This window comes from Fictibacillus sp. FJAT-27399 (assembly GCF_001510655.1).
Taxonomy (GTDB): domain Bacteria; phylum Bacillota; class Bacilli; order Bacillales; family Fictibacillaceae; genus Fictibacillus_C; species Fictibacillus_C marinisediminis.
In genome coordinates this window covers 332,564-356,251 of sequence record NZ_LMVC01000001.1, presented here as the reverse complement: position 1 = coordinate 356,251, position 23,688 = coordinate 332,564, and the positions used below count along the sequence as shown (strand labels likewise).

Sequence of the window (23,688 nt, the reverse complement as noted above, 5' to 3'; positions counted from 1 at the left end):
GTCGGAAAGGGTTTTTCCTTATTCTCTTTTTCCTATTGCATATCCTTCAAACAGCCTTCCTCCGTATGGCTCAAGCACATCATCTGCAAAGCCAATCACCTGCTGTTTCTCTCTTGCTTTATAGTACTCATCGAACACCTGAACAAAACGTAGTGCAAACTCCTCATCAAATTCTTTTAACGCCCTTACCATCCATTTCCCTTCACCAATCCAGCAGCTATTTACACGGAGGATAAATTCATGGATCATGTACGCCAATTTTGAAACAATGAAAAGATCTTCAGATGGATTACTCGACCCTTCCAGATCATCAAGCAGGTTTGTGATCTCATAGCGGGCAGAATCCACTTCTTTGGACTTCCACGGTGACGGGCCTCTTTTTAACAGAGCCAGAGATTCATTTTTGATTGCAGCTGCCTGTCCGTTGTCTTTCAGAATGATCCCTTCTGCGCACATCTGTGGAAGTGAGGGTCTTGCTCTGTCTCTGTTTTCCTTAAAAAAAACTTTATAAGACTGAAAGCTGTGAACGAATGCTTCAATTGGCCATCCAAACTCCAGGTACGATTTTCTAAACGAATGTTCTGCCAAGGCATCAAAAATCACAATATCGAGATCAGAGCTTTCGGTACCTTCCCCTCTAACGATACTCCCCGCTAGAAATACAACTTCTCCCGAAGGAAAGAATTGATCAATAAACTTTTTGGCAGCCTCAACGGCCGAATCTCTATTTGACATTATTTCATTCTCCTTAAAAAAAGTCGTAGATAAATGGTGTGTTTTTTGGGAGCAGTGATTCAAATAAAGCGATATCTTCTTCCCTACCGGATATTCTCCCATGATTCAGCAGGCTTTTAGGTTGTTTATAGTTAAAGATAATAGCCGTCAGTTCCTTTATTCCAAGGGAAATTCCACGTTTAGGCGCCATTTGGCATGAAAATTCTCCTTCCTTAGCAGGAAAGAAATTCACACTTGGCTGTATCCCATCTGCTGTAACGGAATAGGTACCTGTATTCCATTCAGCGAAGTCATCTTTCACGTGGAGAAACAACGTTTCACCTGGAATCTTGTTAAATGGATATTCTCTTAGAGCCTCAAGAACGTTGACAACTCTCGCCATAAAATAACTGTGCTGCTCCTGATGAATCTTAGGATCATCCAAATAAAACCCCGTTTCATCATCAGGGGGAGCTACAATGGTGACTTCGTTAATCATTGAATCATGATTCCTTATAAAGTTCCAAAGCCCTTCCCAGCTCTCTCTGTCCAGTGCAACAAACTCTTCGATCTCCATTACATTCTCTTTTATTGAATAAAGGATATAACCTGCACCCTCGTTGTTGCTTTGCCGGTAGAGTGCTATTTTTGAGTTTGAAAGCACATTATTATTCCACCACACTTCGTTTCGCTTCAATGAGCCGTTATAGCGTTCTGAGAATCTCTCATATATTGGAGACAGTATAGGTGAACTGTCTTCAGATAGTCTTTCTACTCTGCCGCTCACCTCATGAAAGGGCGGGAATTGGGTTTTATGTATTTTATATTTTTTGTAATCACACGTTAGTTCCCATCCAAAACTTCGGTAAAACTTTACTGAAAACGGATGAAGCATGGATAGATTAGTACCCGTGTTATTCATCACTTCCAATGAATGTCTGAGCAGCTGCCTGACCAGTCCCTTTCTTCTGTTCTCAGGCCAGGTCGCTACTCCAGCCAAACCGCCCATTTTTACGGATTTTCCCCCTAAATAAGCATCAAACGGAAGCAAATGCAGTTTAGCCAGCAGCTGGCCATCTTTATCAAACGTACCGTAAACGCTTGCAGGATCGAGATTTCGAAGTCTCTTTTCTATATCTTCTTTTGTTAATGAATATCTGAATGCATACTGTGAAAGCTCAAGAGAATGCATCAGTTCTTCCTTTTGAAGGTTTCTAATCACTGGTTTTCCTCCTTTTCTCTCTAACAACTAGTTCGACATTATACGGTACAACTCTTTTTTTTCAAAAAAAAAAGTTAACCGGCAACCGGTTAACTTAATGTCTTTATGAATGATTTGCGGCAGCACTCATTTTGATCAATGCTAAATCTTCTTTGTCTTTCGCCCGTTCTCTTTTTACCCACTTATAAAAAATGTGTCCAAGAACTACTCCATAAACCACTTCCTGGAGAATCTTCATAACAATACCTCCGGTCATCTGGTCTTCTAATGGAGGGAGAAACGATACCAGTTCTGGCGCATGAGCATACGTTGTATAGAGCAGATGGCCGGCAAACATGATCAATGCACAGGCTGGCGTCAGTAAAACACCGCTTGCGAATACATATCCAACCTTTTGTAAATCAGACAATGAATTCAATTCTTCAATTGGACAAAGAACTGGCCACCACATCGTAAATGCCGTGATAAACAAGATGGTATGGCTGAGAAAAGCCACAAATCCATTTGCCATGACTGCGTCAAAGACGACTGGCATATGGTAAATGGAAAACAGCGTAATAAAGACTAATATCGCAATGAGCGGTTTTGTTAAAAAGCGTACGATGTTCATCATTGAGTTCTGAAGGCTAAACCACTTCAAATACAAACCATGCGGCATACCGAGGATCATAAGCGGCGGAACCACAAGATAGCTTACTGCCATTTCAATCATATGCACGCTGAATAAATAATGATGGCCGATGACATTTAACGGACTGCCTTTGGAAATATACAAAAATACAAGACCTGCTGAAAAAAAGAACTTTTGCAGATTTGTTGTTTTAAAAGCCGAGTTTTTGTTGCCGTAATATTTAAAATATAAAATGCCAATGATCAAAATTAGGATGAAAATATCCGGCCGGTAAAGGCTGTAAAAACTAAAATCACTGATTTTTTCATGACTCATGTTATGGTCCATTATATAAACTCCTTTCCCACGGAAAGCAGGGATGTTCAATATTTATGAAAAATGGCTGCTTTAAGCAGCCATTTTCCTTTTATGAAGTCCAGATCATTCCTGCAATACCAACAACCGTAATGGCTGCAACAAGGATTCCGCACATCATTCCCCAAAGCGGGAAATCATGTCCCTTATGACTTAAATGCATCCAGATATACAATTGAAAGAAAACTTGAACAACAGCAAGTACCAGAATAAATAGTACTGCAAAAGAATCTGCTACTTTATCACTCCAAATGGCATAGAACGCAATCAGTGTTAAAAGGATCATCATAATGAAAGAAACATTATGGTGTTTCCTCTCTTCTTTAAACGCCAATTTACGCTGCAGTGCCTCGCTGCGGTGAACATTGGTTTCAGGGTTGCTATGATTAGCCATCTCTTAACCCACCTTCCCCATAAGATACACAACAGTGAAAATGAATACCCAAACGACGTCAACAAAGTGCCAATAGAGGGCAAATAAATAATACTTTGGTGCGTTTACAAGCGTAATTCCGCGATTCCAGTTGCGTGCCAGCAATGTAATGATCCATAAACAGCCGAAAGCTACGTGGCCTCCATGGAATCCTACAAGGGTATAGAAGGCAGAACCAAAAGCACTGCTTGTAAAAGTATGCCCTTCATGGACATATTCATTAAATTCATATACTTCCAGGCCAAGAAAGCAAAGACCCAAGAGTAAGGTTACAAAAAACCATCCTTGCAAGCTTTTTACGCGGTTTTGCTTTAATGCAAGTACCGCATATACGCTTGTTAAAGAGCTTGTTAGCAGGAGCATGGTTGCCAGGAATACGGTTGGAAGCTTGAATAGTTCTTCAGTAGTTGGGCCATCCATATTCATATGGCGAAGGCCTAAATAGGTACCGAACAATGTTGCAAATAAAACTGTTTCTCCTCCAAGAAAGAGCCAAAATCCTAAAAATTTATTTTTGCCTTCAAGGGTGGCTTTTTCGGGATGTTTCGGAAAGTTAGCATCATTTAATCGTTCATCCGCGTGCATTATTCTTTAACCCCCTTTAAATCGTCTTCCACTTCTTCTTTGTGAATATGGAAGCCATGGTCGTCAATAATTGAACGTAAGAACATGCAAATAAACGTGGCGATTATTCCAATGATTGTTACAGTTATAGTGTTATAAATTAATCCTAACGCTGCGCTAAAAAGCCCGATTGACATAAAGAGCGGGAGGATGGATGGATTAGGCATGTGGATATCCCCGACTGGTTCTGCAGGCGTCATGCCCTTATTCCCAGCTGCTTTTTCAATCCAAAAGGCATCAAGTCCCCGAACTAATGGTGTTTGTGCAAAGTTATATTCAGGTGTAGGATACGGAATGGCCCACTCCAGCGTTCTTCCATTCCAAGGATCGGAAGAAGGTGCATATTTTTTTGAAGCTGAGATGATAATGTTAATTAATAATACAATCGTACCGATTGCCATTAAAAAGGCACCGATTGAACTGATAAAGTTTAATTGATCCAGGTCCTGACCGGAAAGATATGTAAATACCCGGCGCGGCATACCCATGAGGCCCAAGAAATGCTGAGGGAAGAATGTAAGGTGGAAGCCGATAAAGAACGTCCAGAAATGAATTTTCCCAAGAGTTTCATTCAAAACCCTGTTAAACATTCTAGGATACCAATAGTATAGGCCTGCAAAAAGACCAAGTATTACGCCACCCACAATTACATAATGAAAATGGGCTACTACAAAATAGCTGTCATGGAATTGGTAGTCAGCTGAAGGAATGGCAAGCATAACACCTGTTACCCCACCCATTACGAATGTCGGGATAAATCCAACCGCCCAAAGCATGGCTGTTGAGAATACGATTTTCCCGCCCCACATCGTGAAAAGCCAGTTAAAGATCTTAACACCTGTAGGAACAGCGATAGCCATAGTTGCAACGGCAAAAATAGAGTTAGCTACAGGTCCAAGGCCGACCGTAAACATATGGTGGACCCATACCATGAATCCTAAGAAACCGATCAATACGGTCGCGAACACCATGGCGCTGTATCCGAAAAGACGTTTTCTTGAGAAGGTCGCAACTACCTCACTGATCGCACCAAATGAAGGCAAGATGAGGATATAAACTTCAGGGTGTCCGAAGATCCAGAAAATATGCTCCCAAATCAAAATATTACCTCCATTGTCCGGGTTGAAAAAGTTTGCATCAAAAACCCTGTCAAAAGATAACATAAATAAACCAATAGTTAATGGAGGGAATGCAAATAGAATCAAACCTGATGTAACAAATGCTGTCCAGGTAAACAACGGCATTCGCATAAATGTCATACCAGGAGCACGCATGTTGATGATTGTTACCAGGAAGTTAATTCCGCCTATAAGGGTTCCTATCCCCGAGATTTGAATTCCCAGTACATAAAAGTCCACCCCCGGTCCCCCGGACGTTGTTGAAAGAGGCGCATAAGCCGTCCAACCAGCGTCAGGAGCTCCTCCTAAGAGCCAGCTTAAATTCAGTAGTACTCCTCCGAAGAAAAACAGCCAGAATCCTAATGCGTTAACAAACGGGAACGCAACGTCCCTTGCCCCGATCTGCAATGGGACTACAGCATTCATAAAAGCAAAAATCAACGGCATGGCCGCAAAGAAAATCATTGTAGTACCGTGCATCGTCAGCAATTGGTTAAACGTCTCAGCAGCGACAAAGTCATTTTCCGGTTTTATCAACTGAATACGCATTAACATTGCTTCGATTCCTCCAATGATGAAGAAGAATCCCCCTGCAATAAGGTATAAAATACCAATTTTTTTATGATCAACTGTAGTGAGCCAGTCCATCAGCCCACTTCTCTTTTTGTGACTTGCATGAGTAGACACCTTTTTACCTCCTTTTTACAAACCGCTCCTCTTGCCTATTGAAGTTTTAGACTTAGAAGATAGTCAGCTACTGCGTCAACTTCTTCATCATTAAGGGGCACGTTCGGCATGTTATTGCCTGGTTTTACTTTTTGAGGATTTTTAATCCATTTTTCCAAGTTGGCTCTGTTGTGCTCAAGTACACCGGCAACACGCTGTTTATCACCGAACCCAGTAAGATTAGGTCCGGTATTACCGCCGTTTTTGCCTACCGCATGACAAGACATACAGTTCTTTTTAAAGATTTTTTGCCCTTCAGCAGCATTTCCGGTAGCATTGCCGCTTGCATTCTTGAATGAATCTACCCAAGCCTTGTATTTTTCTTTTGAAACGACTTTTACTTTGAAATCCATAAGGGCATGAGAAGCACCGCATAATTCAGCACATTTCCCTTTATAGATCTGTTCTTTCTTTCCTGTTTCAATCCACATGTAGTTCTTGCTGCCGTCACCAGGATTGGTGTCTGTTTTACCAGCAAGCGATGGAATCCAGAATGAGTGGATGACATCAGCGGAAGAAAGCTCCACATGCACTTTTGTGTTAACTGGAAGCACTAGTTCCTGAGAAGTAATAATCTCTTCTTTAGGATACTCAAACTCCCACCAGTACTGATGGCCTGTAACCTTGAGAGCCAGTTCACCCTTTTTAGGTTTATCTTTCGCAGATAAATCAAAAGTTTGCATAACTGTCGGAACTGCAAGAATAATCAGTAAAAGAATTGGGATCGCAGTCCACAGAATTTCGAGCAGATGATTTCCTTCTACCTGTTCAGGAATCGTGTCATCGCCCTTGCGCCTTCTAAATTTGATCAATACAAATACATAAATGATAAAAACGACCAACAATACAAAAATCATAATTGCTAAGCTCAGCACCATTAATGAGTATTGTTTGTTGGCTACTTCACCTTGCGGCATAAGCGCAGACAGTGTTGGATCACCACAACCCATCAGCAGAAGCGCCAGCATTGCAAACAAAGGGATTACTCGCCCTTTACGCAGCAAATTTCTCATCACTTCATAAAACCCCACTTTCTCGTTGTAGTTCAGCTACTATAATCTATTACCTGCTTGTCATAAACGGCCTGTGTCCGTTTACATTAAGCAGCAAATAGCAAAAAGAAATGTAAGCCCTTTAATATAAAAGGTCTTGAATATATTCATCCAGACGGTTCAAGGAGATGTTCCGTACTGAAGTCGATATTATATGTTTACGAGAATCATAGCGACGAACAATATAGTCAAGTAATTAAGAGAGTAGACAAACATCTGCCTTGCCCACTTGATGTCATCACTTGTCCGGATACCGGATAACCCAAGAGCCAGCCAGCCAAATCCCAGGACAGCGGCTAAAATGGTAAATACCTTGCCAAATGGATACAAATATAAGGAGACCGGGATGAGAGCGGCTACATACCAGATCATCTGGCGCTTCGTCATTTTAAATCCCGATACGACAGGAAGCATTGGTATTCCTGCATTTCTGTATTCTTCACATCTCTTCATCGCAAGCGCCAAAAAATGCGGCGGCTGCCATAAAAACAGAATCAAGAACAGTATCCATGCTTTTATATCCAGGTTCGCATCCACTGCGGCCCAGCCGATCAGCGGCGGCATCGCTCCGGAAATTCCGCCCACAACCGTATTAATAGAATGGGTTCTTTTAAGCCACATCGTGTAAACAACCACATATACAAATAAACCAATCAATCCAAAAACGGCGGCTGTTAGCGTTGTCATGGCTAGAAGAATCACGCCGGTGGCAGATAAAATAATCCCCATCCATAATGCCTGGTGTGCTTCAATCTTACCGGTTACTGTCGGTCTGTCCATGGTACGATCCATCAAACCGTCAATATCGCGGTCTATGTAATTGTTTAAGCAGCAGCCTCCCGCGATTACAAAGGCTGAGCCGACAACGGCCAGAGCCAAAACATTCAGCTCATCCATAAAGAGCAGACTGTTAAACTTAATGGCAAGAAATACACCTGCAAAAACTGTGATGAGATTTGAAATAACGATTCCCATCTTGGCAATTGCAAGGAAATCTTTCCATGTACCTGTCGGATTAGCTTCCGGTAGAGAATCAGCCTTGATCACTTTGTCAGCATCATCAAATGTTGTTTGAGTTTTGCTCACCGTATACACCTCCTTTACAGGTAAGTTTCCTTCCATTTCCGGTTTTTGTGAAACTATCCAGGTAAAATGCCATATTTTATTCTAAATAGTAATGAAACGGAAATCAATATGTAAAACGCATCCCTTTTTTCACATATTTGCGAAATTTATCACATATTGTTGTGATATGATAGACATGTTTCTAAAACATTATAAAACAATTTAGAAGGTTTGTATACTTCGACTCGGATAGACATATTCCTATAATATTCCTATGTTTTGGCAAACTTTAGTATAAGGCTGAAATTTAACAAATTTGTGAATTTTCTTTGAACAATCTTATTTAACTTTAAAAAAAAGCATTTCCCCCCAAAAGGTGAAATGCTTTTTTGTCTTTCAATTTAGCCAGTTCAATCAATTAATCCCCAACGGATTTATTGATGCGTTCTTATTTAGCTAGTTCAATTAATAAATCCCCAATGGATTTATTGATGCTATCTATTTTGCTAATTCGATCAATAAATCCCCAATGGATTTATTGGTGCTATCTATTTTGCTAATTCGATCAATAAATCCCCTGGTGAAATGGCCTCGCTGTTGGCTGCGTAGATTTCTTTAATGATTCCATCATATGGCGCCTGCACGGTTGTTTCCATTTTCATCGCCTCTGTGATCATCAGATGATCTCCTTTTTTAACCTTTTCACCCTTCTCTACCAAAACCTTCACTACTGTGCCCGGCATACTTGCACCGATTTGGCCTGGATCGGACGGATCTACTTTTCTCTTGGCAGCGACAGCCGATTTGATGCTTTCATCTTTAACGACAACTTCCCTCGGCTGGCCATTCAACTCAAAGTAAACGACTCTTGTTCCATCCATTTGCGGTTCTCCGATGGACACAAGTTTAACAATAAGGGTTTTCCCCTGTTCAATTTCGATCTCGATCTCCTCTCCAAGCCTCATGCCATAAAAGAAAGTCGGTGTATCGAGGACTGAAATATCCCCGAATTGCTGAAACATTCTTTCGCGGTCTAATAATACCTTTGGATAAAGAGCGTAGGATATCGCATCAAAACTGGTTACTTGACGATTGAGTTTATGGAAGAGCGTTTCTTTAATCTCTATAAAGTCAGCGGCCTCCAGCAATTCTCCAGGACGCTTCGTTATATGCTCTCTTCCCTTTAAGATCAGCTGCTGAAGTTCTTTTGGGAACCCTTGGTATGGCTGGCCGATATAACCCTGGAAAAACTCAACGACAGAATCAGGGAAATCCAGTTTTTCACCTTTTTCGTATACATCGTCTTCTGTAAGATCATTCTGAACCATGAACAGTGCCATATCTCCTACCACTTTTGAAGAAGGAGTTACTTTTACTACATCACCGAACATATCGTTCACGCGGCGGTACATTCGCTTAACATGGTCCCACTTTTCTTCAAGACCAACCGCTTTTGCCTGTTGTTTAAGATTGCTGAACTGGCCGCCAGGCATCTCATGCTCATAGACTTCTGGATCAGGAGCGTTCATCCCGCTTTCGAAGCCTTGATAATACTTGCGGACATCTTCCCAATAGGAACTTAGCTCTTGAAGATTGCTGATATCAGCATCCGGCTGCCGTTCATTTCCTGCAAGGGCATAGTACAACGAGTTGGCAGAAGGCTGCGAAGTTCCCCCAGCCATAGAACTGACTGCCACGTCTACTATGTCTACCCCGGCATCAATCGCCTTTGAGTAGGTGAATATTCCGTTACCGCTCGTATCATGAGTATGCAGGTGAATAGGCAGGCTTACATTTTCTTTTAAACGTGAAACAAGTTCATAAGCAGCCTGCGGTTTAAGCAATCCGGCCATATCCTTGATTGCGAGAATATGAGCACCTGAAGCTTCTAATTCCTTTGCCATTTTTATGTAGTACTCTGCATTGTACTTTGTCCTCGAGGAATCAAGAATATCGCCTGTATAACATAGAGCAGCCTCGGCAATTTTTCCGTTCTTCCTTACTGAGTCAATGGCGACAGTCATTCCCTCTACCCAGTTAAGGCTGTCAAAGATTCGGAACACATCAATTCCTGCAGCGGATGATATTTCCACAAACTCCTCAACGACATTATCTGGATAGTTTTTATAGCCAACCGCATTAGAAGCACGCAGCAGCATCTGAAACAGAACGTTTGGAACTTTTTCTCGAAGCTTTAAGAGCCGCTCCCATGGGTCCTCGTTAAGGAATCGGTAAGCCACATCGAAGGTAGCTCCTCCCCACATCTCCAAAGAAAACATGGAAGGCCATAGTTTGGCTGTCGGTTCCGCCGCATGCAGCAGGTCATTTGTCCTTACTCGAGTGGCTAAGAGCGATTGATGTCCATCCCTGAAGGTCGTATCTGTCAGAAGAACTTTTTTCTGTTCTTTAATCCAGTTAACGAGTCCATCGGCACCATGCTGATCAAGGATTTGTTTTGTTCCATCTGCAGGCTGATCTATCAGCTGTAAATTCGGAAGACGCGGATTTGTAAATGCCGGTTTCTTCATTTTTTCAATGCCGGGAAAACCATTAACTGTCGTTGAACCGATGTAAGTCAGCATCTTGGTACCCCGGTCCTTCTTCTTAGGGAACAAGAATAACTCACTTGATGTGTCAATAAAAGAAGTATTATAGTTTCCTGATATAAACGATTTATGTTTTACAACATTTTCAAGAAATTCGATGTTCGTTTTTATACCGCGGATCCGGAACTCTTTAAGATTCCTGAGCATTTTAGCAGCTGCTTGATCAAAGGTTAGAGCCCATGTTGACAGCTTAACGAGCAATGAATCGTAATGAGGCGTAATAACAGCTCCCTGAAAGCCGTTTCCAGCATCCAAGCGTACCCCGAAGCCTCCTCCAGAACGGTAAACATTGATCTTACCAGTATCCGGCATAAAATTGTTCGCAGGATCTTCTGTTGTTACCCGGCATTGAATTGCATAGCCGTGGCATGCAATATCCTCTTGCTGCGGAATTCCAATTACATCACCATGAAGCATATTGCCCTGAGCGATCAGAATCTGCGTCTGAACGATATCCACACCTGTTACCATTTCGGTAATGGTATGTTCCACCTGCACACGGGGATTCACTTCAATGAAATAAAAACGGCCGTCCTCCGTAACCAAGAACTCCACCGTTCCTGCATTTAAATAGTGGATATGCGTCATCAGCTGAACGGCGGCATCACATATTTCCTGCCGAAGTTCCTTACTTAGGGCAACACTAGGTGCAACTTCAACTACTTTTTGATGCCTTCGCTGAACAGAACAGTCCCTTTCAAACAAATGCACAATGTTGCCTTCTAAGTCCGCAAGAATCTGAACTTCAATGTGCTTTGGCTTCTCAACAAATTTTTCAACGTAAACCTGATCTTCTCCAAACGCAGCTTTGGCTTCGGATTTTGCTCTTTCATATCCCTCAGCAAGCGAATTTTCACTTCGTATGATCCGCATGCCTCTTCCTCCGCCGCCTAAAGAGGCCTTTATAATGATTGGATAGCCATGTTCTCCTGCAAATTCCCTCACTTCATCAATGCTGTTTACTGGCCCGTCAGACCCCGGTATGACTGGAAGTCCGGCACTGACCGCTACTTCCCTTGCTTTTACTTTATCGCCGAACATAATGAGGTGTTCTTGTTTCGGTCCGATAAACGTAATCTTTTCTTCTGCACAGCGCTTTGCAAAATGGATATTTTCTGATAAGAATCCATAACCAGGGTGAATGGCATCTATCCCGTTTCTTTTTGCAATGGTGATAATACCTTCAATGTCCAAATAAGCATCAATCGGTTTTTTTCCTTCTCCAACCAAATAGGCTTCATCTGCTTTGTATCGATGATAGGATCCTGAATCTTCCTTGGAGTAAATCGCTACCGTACGAATTCCCAGCTCTGTACATGCACGAAAAATGCGGATGGCAATCTCTCCACGGTTGGCAACTAATATTTTTCTGATTTGCTGTTGTGACATCGGTATCTCTCCCTCTAATAATTCCTGGAATTACACTGCGTGAAGATTTGCTTTTGCAGGTGCTTGTTCCGGCTTTTGATGCTTCCTTTTATAATTAACATGGCAGGAAATATTAACTAAAATCCCCATGGAAATTAACAACAAGACTAGAGATGAACCACCATACGATATAAAAGGCAATGGTACGCCTGTAATCGGAAGCAGACCAATGGCTGCCCCAAGATTTACTGAAGACTGGATTCCGACCATACCAGAAATACCAAAGGCAAGCAGGCTTCCATAAGTATCCCTGCTTCTAAGGCCGGTTATAAAGCCTTTAATAACAACAAATCCAATCAAGCCGACAATAAGCGCGACTCCCCAGAATCCTAGCTCTTCCGCTATAACGGCAATAATGAAATCTGTGTGAGGTTCCGGAAGAAAGCCATATTTCTGAATACTCTGGCCCAGTCCATTGCCGGTGATCCCTCCAGATCCGATAGCCAAGTAGGAATTGACGAGCTGGAAACCGTCCCCTTGTGGATCTTTAAACGGTTCATAAGCCGCCGTAAAACGCGACTTCTGCTCATGTGTCAAAACTTGGGAACCAAGTCCGATGATCATTAGTGCAGATACAATCAAAATCAGTTTGTGTCCCGGTTTCATACCTGAGCTCAGGATAATGATGCCGGTAGTCGCTGCAATAATCAAACCGGTCCCCAAATCTGGCTGTTTCATGATCAGAATAAACATCACTGCAAATACACTCAACGGAGGTGCGCTGGCCGCAAAATTTTCAAGCTTGTCCTGCTTTTTTGAAAAAATCGCAGCAAGGTAAATCGTCAGCCCAAGCTTCACAAATTCTGCCGGCTGAAACCCGATAGGTCCTATGTAGATCCAGCTCTGTGCGTTGTTTGTCGTTTTTCCGATAAACAGAACCGCTATGAGCAGGAGGATAGAGCCGAAAACAATCGGTACGATGAGTTTTTTATAGAACTGATAGGGAATAATCATCGCAGCCAAAAAACAGACAAGCCCGGCTCCCAAAAAAACAAGCTGGCGGATAAAAAAGTAATTGCTGGAATAGCCGAAGCGGTTAATCGAAACAATGATGCTCGCGCTGTAAACCATCACGAGACCAAGACCGCATAAAACTAAAATTGCAATCACCAGTGAATAATCATAGTGCCGAAACATTTTTTTTAACATTATCTTACATCCTTTATGTAGTCTTTTCCTTAACAATGATTCGTATATAAAACTTCCTTTCCCTCTGTATGATAAAGTTAAAAATATTTTAACACAACTTTGTAAATTGCTCCTGAAATTCAATGGAGTATATAAAAAAAACCCAAACCATTTTGCCAACGGTTTGAGTTATCTATTATTTCCGCATAGAAGCTTCATGCAGTGCGGAGAGCTGACGTTCAAGTGATTCCAGCAAGCCTTTGCCATCTTCCTCATCAACGAGGTTAAGCCTTACTGCAAAATCAATCTCCCGGGAGAGTCCAAACATTTGTGTATCAAGCACTTCCTCATAGAGGGGACATTGCGGCATCGTCAGGTTTTCCATCTGCACCTCAATTAACTTCAGTATCTTTGCAGCATCCGCCTGTAATAGTTCAAATGCCTTTTCTCGATGTCCTGTTGCCATCTCAGGTGACAATATAATCCCTCCGTTCTACTCTGGCTTTCTACTCTTTAATATAGCGCTAGACAGCCAAAAAATCAACATATTACAGTATTAACTCTATTCATGATAGAATGAATAAGAATGAAACAATAATTATACGTCAATTAGGAGCATGGTAATATGGATTTTGTTTTAGAATTAAAGGGAAAAGTTAAGTATATTCTGACCATCGATCCAGGTGTATTTATATTCGATGACAGAAAGTTTGATCTGACCAAATATTTTGAAGAAAAAGAGAATGTTGAGAGCGAAGAAGAAAAGTATTTAAAAGCCGTATCTTCCCATTGGGATAAAGAAATTATTGAAGGGTCTGCTCCTCCAGAGAAAAAGCCAGCGTCTAAGAAGACTCTGAAAGAGAAAATTGCAACGGGTACATTCGGCATTGGCTTTGCACACTTCATAAAGAACGCTGAACCGGATAAAACGGCCTCTCATATTGAGATCCATACAGCAGACGGCATGGAAGAAATCACATTGGAAGAAGGCCTCCAATCTGTATTGGGCTTCTCTTTAAATGGAAAGCCTTTAAAAGAAGACGGACCCGTCCATTTCTATTACGGTGATGGAAGAAATAAAGAAAATCCGTTAAAAAACATTAGAGGATTCATTATTAAATAAACCTGCCGCGGCAGGTTTGTTTTTTTCGAGCATCCTCTAAAGCAGATCCGCCGCAAGCTGAGCCAGGCTTGATCGCTCCCCTTTTTCAAGTTTTACATGCCCACTGATGCTCTGGTCTTTGAATTTTTCAACAACATATGTGAGTCCATTTGTAAATTCATCGAGATAAGGATGATCAATCTGTTTCGGATCACCCAGGAGAATTACCTTGCTTCCTTCCCCTACCCTCGTTAATATCGTCTTCACTTCATGTTTTGTAAGGTTTTGTGCTTCATCAATAATAATGAACTGGTCAGGCAGGCTTCGACCCCTGATATAAGTAAGCGCCTCTACATGAATAGATCCTATGCCCGCAAGGATTTTTTCAAGTTCTCCCTGCTTTTTGGCATTAAATAAATATTCAAGATTATCATAAATCGGCTGCATCCACGGCTTTAATTTTTCGTCTTTTTCACCTGGAAGATAACCGATGTCTTTTCCTACCGGTACAATAGGTCTTGCAATAAAGAGTTTAATGTATTTTTTCAAGTCCTCGGTCTGCAGAAGACCTGCTGCCAATGTTAAAAGGGTTTTGCCTGTCCCTGCTTTTCCGATCAAAGTCACGAGGTGAACATCCTTGCGCAAAAGCAATTCGATCGCCATTTTTTGCTGGACATTCCTTGGCTTAATTCCCCAGATTGAATCCCCTTCAAATAAAAGCGGCTTTAGTTTTTTTCCGTTATCTTCTACCCTCGCGAGTGCAGAAACCGAACTCCGGTACATGTCTTTCATAATGATAAACTGGTGGGGGTAGAAAGAGTGGTTGGCAATCTCCAATACAGTAAGCTCATGATTCTCATAAAATTTATCCAGCAGTTCGCTGTTTACGTATATTTCCTTGTAGCCTAAATAGGTTTGTTCGTCGCGATCCACTACCCTGTCACTCAGAAAATCTTCTGCTTGGATGCCAAGTGCATCTGCTTTGACTCTGACGAGTACATCCTTACTGACCAAAATTACCTCCTTGGCGTTCTCTTTTCCTTTTTCCTCATTTAATAAATTTAAAGAAACAGCCAAGATCCTGTTGTCATTGGTGGGTTCAGCAAATGTTTCCTGAAGCCGCTGGAAGGACCGATGATTGAGTTCAACCCTCAATATCCCCCCATTTTCCAATGGAACATGTTCATGGAGTTTCCCTTTCGCCCTAAGTTTATCAATTAGCCTTGATACTTCCCGTGCGTTTCTTCCGATCTCATCCATGTACCTTTTTTTTGAATCCACTTCCTCGAGCACGATTGCAGGAATAACGACCTCATGATTGCCAAATGAGAATATTGAATATGGATCCTGTAAAAGAACATTGGTATCAAGGACATATATTTTATTCAATCCTACACAGCCTCCTGACAATTGATTTTCTATGGTTTTGGCGGTGTTAATGAATGATGATTGCATGTCTATTTCCAGCTGTATAAGAAAAGCAGCCGGGACGGACTATAGTTAAATGTATGAACTGTTGAATAAAGATAGAAGAAAACACAGAAAATAACGGAAAAGATCATGCTCGAAAGGATGAAAGTATTGAAAACATTAAGGATTATAGCCGTTATGAGTTCACTATTGCTGCTTTTTGCATGCAACAGCAACAAAAGTGCAGAACAAACGGATAAAACCACACCTAAATTAACCAAGGTTAACCAGACAGCCAATAACGGGCAAAAGCAAGGGCCAAGGAACTCACAACAAGTTTCTCAGCATCTGGTTGAACTGATTACCGGCATACCGGGTGTAGAAGACGCTACAGCGGTTGTACTTGGACGTTATGCAGTTGTGGGAATTGATGTCGATTCTAAACTGGACGCATCAAGGACAGGAACAATCAAGTATTCTGTGGCAGAGGCATTAAAAAAAGACCCCTACGGAGCCAATGCGGTAGTAACTGCCGATCCTGATACCGTTCAGCGTCTAAGAGAAATGGGAAGACAGATCAGACAAGGTCATCCTATAGGCGGAATCATCAGAGAACTTTCTGCCATCGTTGGAAGGTTGATGCCGCAAGTTCCAAACAATATGGATTCACGCAAACCTTCACCGACAGAAACCAACAACAGCCAGCTTTCAAATAACGAGAAAAGGAACCTGAAAAACCAACAGCAAAAACAAGAAAAAGCCACAAAAAATCAGCAGCAAAAATTAAAAGAAACACATTAACCCATCTTTTCCCCGCTGGACAAGCGGGGTTTTTTATATGGAGATTTGTTATTTATTAGTGTTTATAGAGGCTTCTTTGATATAATGGCTTTAACACCAAAAAGACAGAGGTGATTGGTATGCGAGTAAAATGTGTGTTATGTGACACCATTCAATCCATTGAAGATCAATCCTCTTTGGCTAAACGGCTGCGAAACCGGCCGATCCACACGTACATGTGCGAAAAGTGCCAGGAGAGGATCACTGATAAAACAAACAAAAGAATTGCAACAGGAAATTTTTTGTTATACCGTTCTCCTGCAAAAGAAAATGAATGGTAAACTGATTGCTGCCGGTTTTTGGGCCGGCATATTATCCGGCTGTCTTCTAGTTATTTTTCTGAAGGCAGCTGAATCACTGACAGGAAAACGGGTCTACACGCTCCTGATTAACATCGATTTTGTTCCTTCGCTTCCCTCTTTTATGCAGACTGAACTTTCTCAGTTTCTTCTGCATCTCCTTGTTTCATTTTTAATCGGGCTTGCCGCCCTGTTCCTTCTGCAGCATATTAGAATGAATGTCTATCTTTTATCGCTCACGCTTAGCGCTGCGTCTGCCTTTTTATACTTTCCATTAACCATTATTTCATTGCAGCCAACTCCTGCGATTACTGACTTTTATGCTCTTTTTCTCTGGTTTGCAGGACACCTGCTGTATGGATGCCTCTTGGGCTTTCTCATAAAAAGAGCCATGAACAAGTAGTGTTCATGGCTCAATACAAAATATAGTCTAATTATACTTAGGCTCTGCTTCAATCGATTCCCAAAGCGCATCAATATAGTCGCAAGGAAATTTTTTATGATGCTGTGAATCCCCAATTCTGTAATCCACTTCATAACAGCCATTGCTGATACGCACAGCAATTTGTTCTAACCCATGGTCATCCCGCAGAATTTCATCGAAAAAAAGCAGTGTATCTGCTGCAGCCTGATCATCAGTTCTTTCTTCTGCCACCTTTTTTATACTTAGCCAATTGTAAAGCGCATCCTGTAAGGTCATAGAGGCTCTCCTTAAAGGTGTTCGGCTTTATTTTTTTTGCTCTGGTGCAGCCTGATCTTGTAAATAATCAATACTGCGGCAGCACACAAAAGACCCTCTGCAACCGGCAGGCCTATTCCGAAAAAGGTAAGCGGAAAACAGCCCAATATCAAAAGAATATAGATAACTGCAGATTTAAGAAGTGGAAGCTTTTTAGCAAATCCCAGCTGATAGACAAGAATCGTTAATACTGTAATGACCAGATACAATAGAAAGAAACCTGCTACAGGATGTTCGTTTATTCCTAAAAGAAGAGCGATGGGTGAAGAATCCTCACCCGTCGCAGACATTACTTTTTTATCATCCACCGCTCACACCACCAGACGAAATCTTAGTTTTGCTTGGCTATTTTACTTTTCTTGCTTGCACGTTCACGCTCATTTTTATCAAGGATTTTTTTGCGAAGACGGATGCTCTCAGGTGTAACTTCACAATACTCATCTTCATTCAGATATTCAAGTGATTCCTCTAACGACATAACCTTTGGTTTTTTCATGCTTACAGTCTGGTCTTTGTTAGCAGATCGCATATTTGTCATTTGTTTCACTTTTACGATATTTACCGTAATATCATTTTCTCGTGTATGTTCACCGACGATCATTCCTTCATAAACCTCAGTACCCGGTTCTACGAAGATCGTTCCGCGGTCTTCCACATTGATAATACCGTATTGGCTCGCCTTGCCGTGTTCCATTGATACAAGAACTCCCTGGCGGCGTCCTCCAACCTGGCCTTGATGCATCGGCTGATAGCTGTCAAATGTATGATTCAATATTCCATAGCCTCGAGTTTGTGTTAAGAATTCTGTTGAATACCCGATCAAACCACGTGCAGGAACCATGAATTCGAGTCTAACCTGACCACTACCATCATTGATCATGTTCAGCATTTCGCCTTTTCGAGCTCCGAGAGATTCCATAACGGCTCCAGTATACTCTTCTGGTACATCAATTTGAACACGCTCTACAGGTTCAGAACGAACTCCGTCAACCATTCGAACGATTACTTCAGGTTTTGATACTTGAAGCTCGTAGCCTTCTCTTCTCATGTTTTCAATCAGAATGGAAAGGTGAAGCTCTCCGCGTCCAGAAACAATCCAAGCATCCGGTGATTCCGTGTTATCAACACGCAGGGAAACATCAGTCTCCAACTGTGAACGAAGTCGCTCTTCAATTTTTCTTGAAGTAAGGTATTTCCCTTCTCGTCCTGCAAAAGGCGAGTTGTTCACAAGGAAGGTCATTTTCAATGTAGGCTCATCAATTCTAAGAACCGGTAAAGCTTCTTCCTGGCCTTCAGGACAGACCGTTTCACCAACATTGATTTCTTCCATTCCTGATACAGCTACGAGGTCACCAGCTTTTGCTTCCTGGATTTCCACTCTCTTCAGTCCAAGGAAACCGAAGATTTTAGTTACGCGGAATTTTTTTACGGATCCGTCAAGCTTCATAAGAGACACAGCCTGACCTACATGCATTGTTCCTCTGAAAACACGGCCAATCCCGATACGGCCAAGATAATCATTGTAATCCAAAAGAGAAACTTGGAATTGCAGCGCCTCATCACTGTTATCAACCGGTGATGGAATATTTTCAATAATGGAGTCGAATAAAGCTTTCATGTTTTCATCTTGCTGATGCGGATCCGTGCTCGATGTACCTTGGATTGCAGAAGCAAATACGACAGGGAATTCAAGCTGGTCTTCATTTGCACCAAGCTCGATAAACAAATCAATGACTTCATCCACTACTTCTTCAGGACGGGCAAAATCACGGTCAATTTTATTTACGACTACGATTGGAGTCAATTTTTGCTCAAGCGCTTTTTTCAAAACGAATCGAGTTTGCGGCATACATCCTTCGTAAGCGTCAACGACTAGAAGAACACCATCAACCATTTTCATGATCCGTTCTACCTCTCCGCCAAAATCGGCATGTCCAGGAGTATCCATGATGTTAATGCGGATCCCTTCATAATTGATCGCCGTATTCTTTGCTAAGATTGTGATTCCGCGTTCTTTTTCCAAATCATTGGAGTCCATTGCACGTTCATTGACATGTTCATTTGAACGGAAAGTTCCTGATTGGTGAAGCATTTGGTCCACGAGCGTTGTTTTCCCGTGGTCAACGTGCGCGATAATCGCGATGTTTTTTATATCTTGTCTCAAATTCAAAATAATCTCTCCTTAAAAATCCTATCTTTTATTTATTAAATTTCCAGAACCAACCTGGATATTTATTTCTCTATTGGAATTCAACTTTACTATTATACCACAAAGAACTACAATCTTTTTCTTTTTTGAAAAATTAGTTACACTATAGTTATCGTTTGTATGATTGGAGGCCCTTATGAAAATTGAAAATATGATTTTTTTGATTATTGCCGTGTTAACAACGTTCAGCATTGCTTTGATCGGAGTGGCAATCGGCCAACATAGCTGGCTGATTGGTATCATTGCGATCATTGCTGTATTTTTACTTATGGGATTAGGTTTTACACTAAAAAAAAGATTCAGGGAAAGAAATCAGTCTTAGTCTGAAAGGACTTTAACAAATTTAATATATTCTTTTCCTTTTTCATCATTTTCTAATCCCGCCTGTTCAAAGCCATTGTGATTCAGGAAGCGGATCCAGGATGTATTTTCCGCAGGACAGGATGAAAACAATACTGGGCTATTCTGTATCACCATTGAGGAAATCTCCTCTATGATTTTTTTGGCAAATCCTTGTTTTCTTTTTTCAGGATGGATGACAATGGTGCCAAGCCATGGTTTTTTATTGGAAGGAGCAGCGTATACAAGATACGCTGCTCCAATTTTTTGCCCTTCCCCACTCCAGATCAGCCATTCTCCGCCTGTTTCATCATAACGATGCAAATAAGACCGCAAATGCTCATCATTTTCTTGGCCTGTCAAGCCTTCTTCTTCCATCCAAGTGTGTGAATGGCGGATTATTTCTTTAAAAAAATCGAAATCTTCATCCCTTATTTTTCTATTCTCCATCTTGTGGTGTTCCCGTATGGATGGTATCCAAAATTTCTTGATGCAAACCAGGCTTCGCAGCAAAAATACTTGTTTTGCTCAAAACCTCCACTTTCTTGCCGTCCATCGTGGAAATGATTCCACCAGCTTCCTGAATCAAAATATATCCTGCTGCAAAATCCCAAGGTGAAAGCCTCATCGTCATATAGGCATCCAGCCTTCCGCAAGCGACATAGGCCAGTTCGATGGCTGCTGTACCATAAGATCTTGTTCCGCGCGATTTTCTGACAAGGGGAAGAAGCAGATGATGATCTATCTTGCGGTTTGGTGTAATCCAGGTGGCGTTTAAGCCGATGACCGCTTTGTCCAATGTCACTTCACTGAGCAGAGGAAGTTTTTCTTCATTTAAATACAGCCCGTTCCCTTTTATGCAATGAAACAATTCGTTGCGGACCACGTCATAAATAAACGCCGCTTTACTTTCACCATTATGAAAAATCCCCACTGAAATGGCAAAGTTATTCTGCTGATGGACAAAATTAGTGGTTCCATCGATCGGGTCAATGATCCAGACGGTTCCGTCTAGATCCTTCACCTCATCGCCATAGCCTTCCTCCCCCAATATTTCATGGTCCGGGTATTCTTTTTTAATTTTATCGATAAAGAACTTTTCTATGGCTTTGTCCATATCTGTCACTAAATCGGCATAATGTGATTTATATGTAATGTTCAGCTCATTAGAAAATGAACGCTTAATAACTTCTCCGGCTTCATACACCCAGTTCTTGGCCGTTTGGTATAGATCTTCAAGTTTTGTATTGTCCATTATCATCAGCTCCAGTTTCGTTCAATGTTTTATTATATGTTACCACTAGAAAGGCTTAACATAACCATACCATGCACTTTTGTCAGACGGAATTTTATTGTTCACCCAAAAAAAACGACCCTGCAATAGATCAGGTTCGTTTTTTTACCCTGTGTCAGTTATCATCATGCTTCCAGTCTCACTAGTTCCTGGCGAAGTTTTTCCAGCTTCCGCTTGGATTCGTTGATCTGCTTGGTATTTTTATTTTGCAATGCTTCGAATAATGTCGCTAATTCATAATCGATCTCAAGTTTCAGTACCGGTATTCTTCGCTCGGCGTCCGTTCTTTTCAGTGTTTGAATGACTTGTTTCATACATCCCACATCCTTTCTATCTTTTGTAAGAATACTAAATATTCTGATTTTTGATATTGTCTTCTATCATATGATTGACTTTCACTTAATGCAACCTTAATCTCTTTTTTTAAAAAAATTATATAAAAGTAGCATATATTGCGGATTTTCTTTTACAGTATCCCTTGTGGTAAACTACTAACCACAGTGCACAAAACAGTTCTAGCAGGAGGAAAAGAAATGAGCTTTACAGGATTTAAAGAGAGCGATTTTAAGGTATTTGCTATTGAAGGACTTGAGGCGAGAATGGAGAAACTGATTGAGCGGGTGCGGCCAAAGCTTGAAGCATTAGGCAGCCATTTCGCGGCAGAACTTTCTTCTTTAACGGGAGAGGAGATGTTTTTTCATGTGGCAAAACATGCCCGAAGAACAGTTAATCCCCCAAATGATACATGGGTGGCATTCTCGAGCAGCAAGAGAGGATACAAAAAACTTCCGCATTTTCAAATCGGACTGTTTGAGACCCACGTATTTATCTGGTTTGCTATTATATATGAATCCCCAGTAAAAAAAGAGTATGCCGCTTCGCTCAAAAAAGAATTAAATACGATCACTGCCTCCATTCCGGATGACTTCGTTTGGTCACAGGATCATATGAAGCCGGATGCTGTGCATCATCGTGAAATGAAGAACGGTAACCTTTCAGGCTTTGTGCGTACTTTGGCAGAAGTGAAAAAGGCCGAACTGCTATGCGGGATTCATATACCTAGGGATGAGGCGGTTCAGTTGAACGGAAAGGACTTTATCGAAAAAGCAGATAGCGTCTTCCGAACCCTGATGCCCCTTTACGAGTTAAAAAAACAGGTGTATTCCGGGTAACATATGATTTGGCAGGAAGGGGAGAGAATTTCTCCTCTTCTTACCATTAGTATATTGTTGAGAGCAAAAAATGTTTGGGTAAAACGTTCAATAATTTTATTTAATCACTGCTCCCCATCTCTCTTTAATATGGTCTGCTTCAGAAAGTATCCTGGCAAAGAGTTCTTCAACTGAAGGAACATCTTGAATTCTCCCCATGATTTGGCCAGCCCATCCAAAACCTTCGTTTGAGTTTCCATCATAGATGTATTCCTTGTTCCGTTTTCCGCTGATAAGATCTTTTATCTCTTCGTAACCCGCAGCTTTTTCTTCTTCTTGCAAAATAAGGTCTGTCCAGCTGTTGCTGATCGCTCTGGCTGGTGCACCAAGCTTCCGTTTAATGACTACTGTCCCTGTTTCCGTTCCATGAACGAGTGCTTCCTTGTATAGAGGATGTGCGTGTTCACATTCCTTAGTAGCAATGAACCTTGTCCCCATTTCCACACCTTCAGCACCAAGGGCCAGGGCAGCCATCAAGCCTCTCCCATCTCCTATGCCTCCTGAAGCAATTACCGGTATGGAAACCGCATCAGCTACCTGAGGAATGAGCACCATCGTACTGACATCATCTTTCCCAATATGTCCCCCTCCTTCCTGGCCAACGACCATGACGGCATCGGCACCTAGCTGTTCTGCTTTAACAGCCTGTCTTGTGGATGCAACGAGAACAAGTTTCTTCACCTCAATTCCCTTTAAAAGATCGAATATGCCTGACGGATTTCCGCCTGTCATACTGATCACAGGCACTTTTTCTTCCACCGCAGCTTCAACCATATGTTCAAAGGACCTTCCATGTTGTCCGATTGCAAAATTTACTCCAAAAGGGCTTGAAGTCATTTCTTTCGTTTTTTTAATCTCCTCTTTTAATGATTCTGGAGAATCCAGTGACATAGCCGTAATTTGTCCTAGGCCGCCTGCCTCTGAAACCCCAGCTGCAAGTCTCGAGTATGCTAGATAGGCCAGCCCTCCCTGAATGATGGGATAACGGATTCCCAACAACTCCGTCACTTTTGTTTTCATTTCCATGCTTCTTCCCCAACCTTTCTTTTTTTATATTCTTTGCATACAAAACCGTTAGAATCTGATATACTTCTTTTGTTTTACTATGTTTTTTCATGAGGATAAGATTATTTTTATTATAGAT

25 protein-coding genes are annotated in these 23,688 nt (G+C 41.5%); 6 read left to right on the top strand and 19 right to left on the bottom strand.

Annotated features, from left to right (window positions below):
* Positions 1-18: 18 nt before the first annotated feature.
* From AR335_RS01845 to AR335_RS01795, 11 genes are all read right to left on the bottom strand, one after another.
* Positions 19-735 (bottom strand): nucleotidyltransferase domain-containing protein, encoded by a 717-nt coding sequence (locus AR335_RS01845; RefSeq protein ID WP_062231579.1) that lies wholly within the window; start codon positions 733-735, stop codon positions 19-21.
* 13 nt (positions 736-748) lie between these two features.
* The gene (locus tag AR335_RS01840) at positions 749-1,936 is read right to left on the bottom strand and encodes a GNAT family N-acetyltransferase (RefSeq protein WP_062231577.1); all 1,188 of its coding nucleotides are present in this window, start codon (positions 1,934-1,936) and stop codon (positions 749-751) included.
* A gap of 103 nt (positions 1,937-2,039) precedes the next feature.
* The gene (locus AR335_RS01835; protein ID WP_062231575.1) at positions 2,040-2,894 is read right to left on the bottom strand and encodes a cytochrome c oxidase assembly protein; all 855 of its coding nucleotides are present in this window, start codon (positions 2,892-2,894) and stop codon (positions 2,040-2,042) included.
* A gap of 79 nt (positions 2,895-2,973) precedes the next feature.
* The gene (locus AR335_RS01830; RefSeq protein ID WP_053354618.1) at positions 2,974-3,315 is read right to left on the bottom strand and encodes a cytochrome C oxidase subunit IV family protein; all 342 of its coding nucleotides are present in this window, start codon (positions 3,313-3,315) and stop codon (positions 2,974-2,976) included.
* Positions 3,316-3,318: 3 nt separating this feature from the next.
* Positions 3,319-3,939 (bottom strand): cytochrome c oxidase subunit 3, encoded by a 621-nt coding sequence (locus AR335_RS01825; RefSeq protein WP_062231573.1) that lies wholly within the window; start codon positions 3,937-3,939, stop codon positions 3,319-3,321.
* Complete coding sequence (gene ctaD, locus AR335_RS01820; RefSeq protein ID WP_053354620.1) at positions 3,939-5,783, bottom strand: cytochrome c oxidase subunit I; 1,845 nt, start codon at positions 5,781-5,783, stop codon at positions 3,939-3,941. The genes AR335_RS01825 and ctaD overlap by 1 nt, the downstream gene beginning before the upstream one ends.
* A gap of 35 nt (positions 5,784-5,818) precedes the next feature.
* The gene (gene coxB / locus AR335_RS01815; protein ID WP_062231571.1) at positions 5,819-6,835 is read right to left on the bottom strand and encodes a cytochrome c oxidase subunit II; all 1,017 of its coding nucleotides are present in this window, start codon (positions 6,833-6,835) and stop codon (positions 5,819-5,821) included.
* Positions 6,836-7,024: 189 nt separating this feature from the next.
* Positions 7,025-7,960, bottom strand: coding sequence for a heme o synthase (gene cyoE, locus AR335_RS01810; protein WP_234293156.1), 936 nt, complete (start codon positions 7,958-7,960; stop codon positions 7,025-7,027).
* Between the two features lie 527 nt (positions 7,961-8,487).
* Positions 8,488-11,934, bottom strand: coding sequence for a pyruvate carboxylase (gene pyc, locus AR335_RS01805; protein WP_062231569.1), 3,447 nt, complete (start codon positions 11,932-11,934; stop codon positions 8,488-8,490).
* Between the two features lie 30 nt (positions 11,935-11,964).
* Positions 11,965-13,122 carry a putative lipid II flippase FtsW gene (gene ftsW / locus AR335_RS01800; RefSeq protein ID WP_053354623.1) on the bottom strand — a complete coding sequence of 386 codons (1,158 nt, stop codon included), beginning with the start codon at positions 13,120-13,122 and terminating at the stop codon, positions 11,965-11,967.
* A 175-nt stretch (positions 13,123-13,297) separates the two neighbouring features.
* Complete coding sequence (locus tag AR335_RS01795; RefSeq protein ID WP_369795790.1) at positions 13,298-13,567, bottom strand: YlaN family protein; 270 nt, start codon at positions 13,565-13,567, stop codon at positions 13,298-13,300.
* Between the two features lie 159 nt (positions 13,568-13,726).
* Here AR335_RS01795 and AR335_RS01790 point away from each other — a divergent pair, with 159 nt between their 5' ends.
* On the top strand, positions 13,727-14,224 hold the full coding sequence (locus tag AR335_RS01790) for a hypothetical protein (protein WP_062231567.1): 498 nt from the start codon (positions 13,727-13,729) through the stop codon (positions 14,222-14,224).
* 36 nt (positions 14,225-14,260) lie between these two features.
* Here the strand turns inward: AR335_RS01790 and AR335_RS01785 are convergent, their stop codons facing one another.
* Complete coding sequence (locus AR335_RS01785; protein WP_062231564.1) at positions 14,261-15,592, bottom strand: PhoH family protein; 1,332 nt, start codon at positions 15,590-15,592, stop codon at positions 14,261-14,263.
* 192 nt (positions 15,593-15,784) lie between these two features.
* On the opposite strand from AR335_RS01785, the gene AR335_RS01780 reads away from it, so the two are divergent.
* The 3 genes from AR335_RS01780 to AR335_RS01775 all read left to right on the top strand — a co-directional run bounded on the left by AR335_RS01780 (position 15,785) and on the right by AR335_RS01775 (position 17,155).
* A complete protein-coding gene (locus tag AR335_RS01780) occupies positions 15,785-16,414 on the top strand; it encodes a YhcN/YlaJ family sporulation lipoprotein (protein WP_062231562.1) in 630 nt (209 codons plus the stop codon).
* A 119-nt stretch (positions 16,415-16,533) separates the two neighbouring features.
* The gene (locus AR335_RS22830; RefSeq protein ID WP_082315925.1) at positions 16,534-16,734 is read left to right on the top strand and encodes a YlaI family protein; all 201 of its coding nucleotides are present in this window, start codon (positions 16,534-16,536) and stop codon (positions 16,732-16,734) included.
* Positions 16,724-17,155, top strand: coding sequence for a hypothetical protein (locus AR335_RS01775; protein WP_082683314.1), 432 nt, complete (start codon positions 16,724-16,726; stop codon positions 17,153-17,155). The genes AR335_RS22830 and AR335_RS01775 overlap by 11 nt, the downstream gene beginning before the upstream one ends.
* A gap of 27 nt (positions 17,156-17,182) precedes the next feature.
* On the opposite strand, the gene AR335_RS01770 is transcribed toward AR335_RS01775, so the two are convergent.
* The 3 genes from AR335_RS01770 to typA are packed head-to-tail and all read right to left on the bottom strand — an operon-like array spanning position 17,183 to position 19,664.
* On the bottom strand, positions 17,183-17,452 hold the full coding sequence (locus AR335_RS01770) for a hypothetical protein (protein ID WP_062231557.1): 270 nt from the start codon (positions 17,450-17,452) through the stop codon (positions 17,183-17,185).
* Between the two features lie 11 nt (positions 17,453-17,463).
* Positions 17,464-17,781: a YlaH-like family protein gene (locus AR335_RS01765; protein ID WP_062232523.1), complete on the bottom strand. Its 318-nt coding sequence runs from the start codon at positions 17,779-17,781 to the stop codon at positions 17,464-17,466.
* A 41-nt stretch (positions 17,782-17,822) separates the two neighbouring features.
* Complete coding sequence (typA, locus tag AR335_RS01760) at positions 17,823-19,664, bottom strand: translational GTPase TypA (protein ID WP_062231555.1); 1,842 nt, start codon at positions 19,662-19,664, stop codon at positions 17,823-17,825.
* Between the two features lie 172 nt (positions 19,665-19,836).
* Here typA and AR335_RS01755 point away from each other — a divergent pair, with 172 nt between their 5' ends.
* Positions 19,837-20,022: a DUF5325 family protein gene (locus tag AR335_RS01755; RefSeq protein ID WP_053354631.1), complete on the top strand. Its 186-nt coding sequence runs from the start codon at positions 19,837-19,839 to the stop codon at positions 20,020-20,022.
* On the opposite strand, the gene AR335_RS01750 is transcribed toward AR335_RS01755, so the two are convergent.
* The 3 genes from AR335_RS01750 to AR335_RS01740 form a co-directional block, all read right to left on the bottom strand.
* Positions 20,019-20,489: a GNAT family N-acetyltransferase gene (locus AR335_RS01750; protein WP_062231553.1), complete on the bottom strand. Its 471-nt coding sequence runs from the start codon at positions 20,487-20,489 to the stop codon at positions 20,019-20,021. The genes AR335_RS01755 and AR335_RS01750 overlap by 4 nt on opposite strands.
* Positions 20,479-21,294 (bottom strand): inositol monophosphatase family protein, encoded by an 816-nt coding sequence (locus AR335_RS01745; RefSeq protein ID WP_062231551.1) that lies wholly within the window; start codon positions 21,292-21,294, stop codon positions 20,479-20,481. Before AR335_RS01745 ends, AR335_RS01750 begins: the two co-directional genes overlap by 11 nt.
* A 164-nt stretch (positions 21,295-21,458) precedes the next feature.
* Positions 21,459-21,647, bottom strand: a complete 189-nt coding sequence (locus tag AR335_RS01740; protein ID WP_053354634.1) for a hypothetical protein — start codon at positions 21,645-21,647, stop codon at positions 21,459-21,461.
* A gap of 219 nt (positions 21,648-21,866) precedes the next feature.
* On the opposite strand from AR335_RS01740, the gene AR335_RS01735 reads away from it, so the two are divergent.
* Positions 21,867-22,505: a YktB family protein gene (locus tag AR335_RS01735; RefSeq protein ID WP_062231549.1), complete on the top strand. Its 639-nt coding sequence runs from the start codon at positions 21,867-21,869 to the stop codon at positions 22,503-22,505.
* 96 nt (positions 22,506-22,601) lie between these two features.
* Here the strand turns inward: AR335_RS01735 and AR335_RS01730 are convergent, their stop codons facing one another.
* Positions 22,602-23,570 carry an NAD(P)H-dependent flavin oxidoreductase gene (locus tag AR335_RS01730; protein ID WP_062231546.1) on the bottom strand — a complete coding sequence of 323 codons (969 nt, stop codon included), beginning with the start codon at positions 23,568-23,570 and terminating at the stop codon, positions 22,602-22,604.
* Positions 23,571-23,688 lie beyond the last annotated feature (118 nt).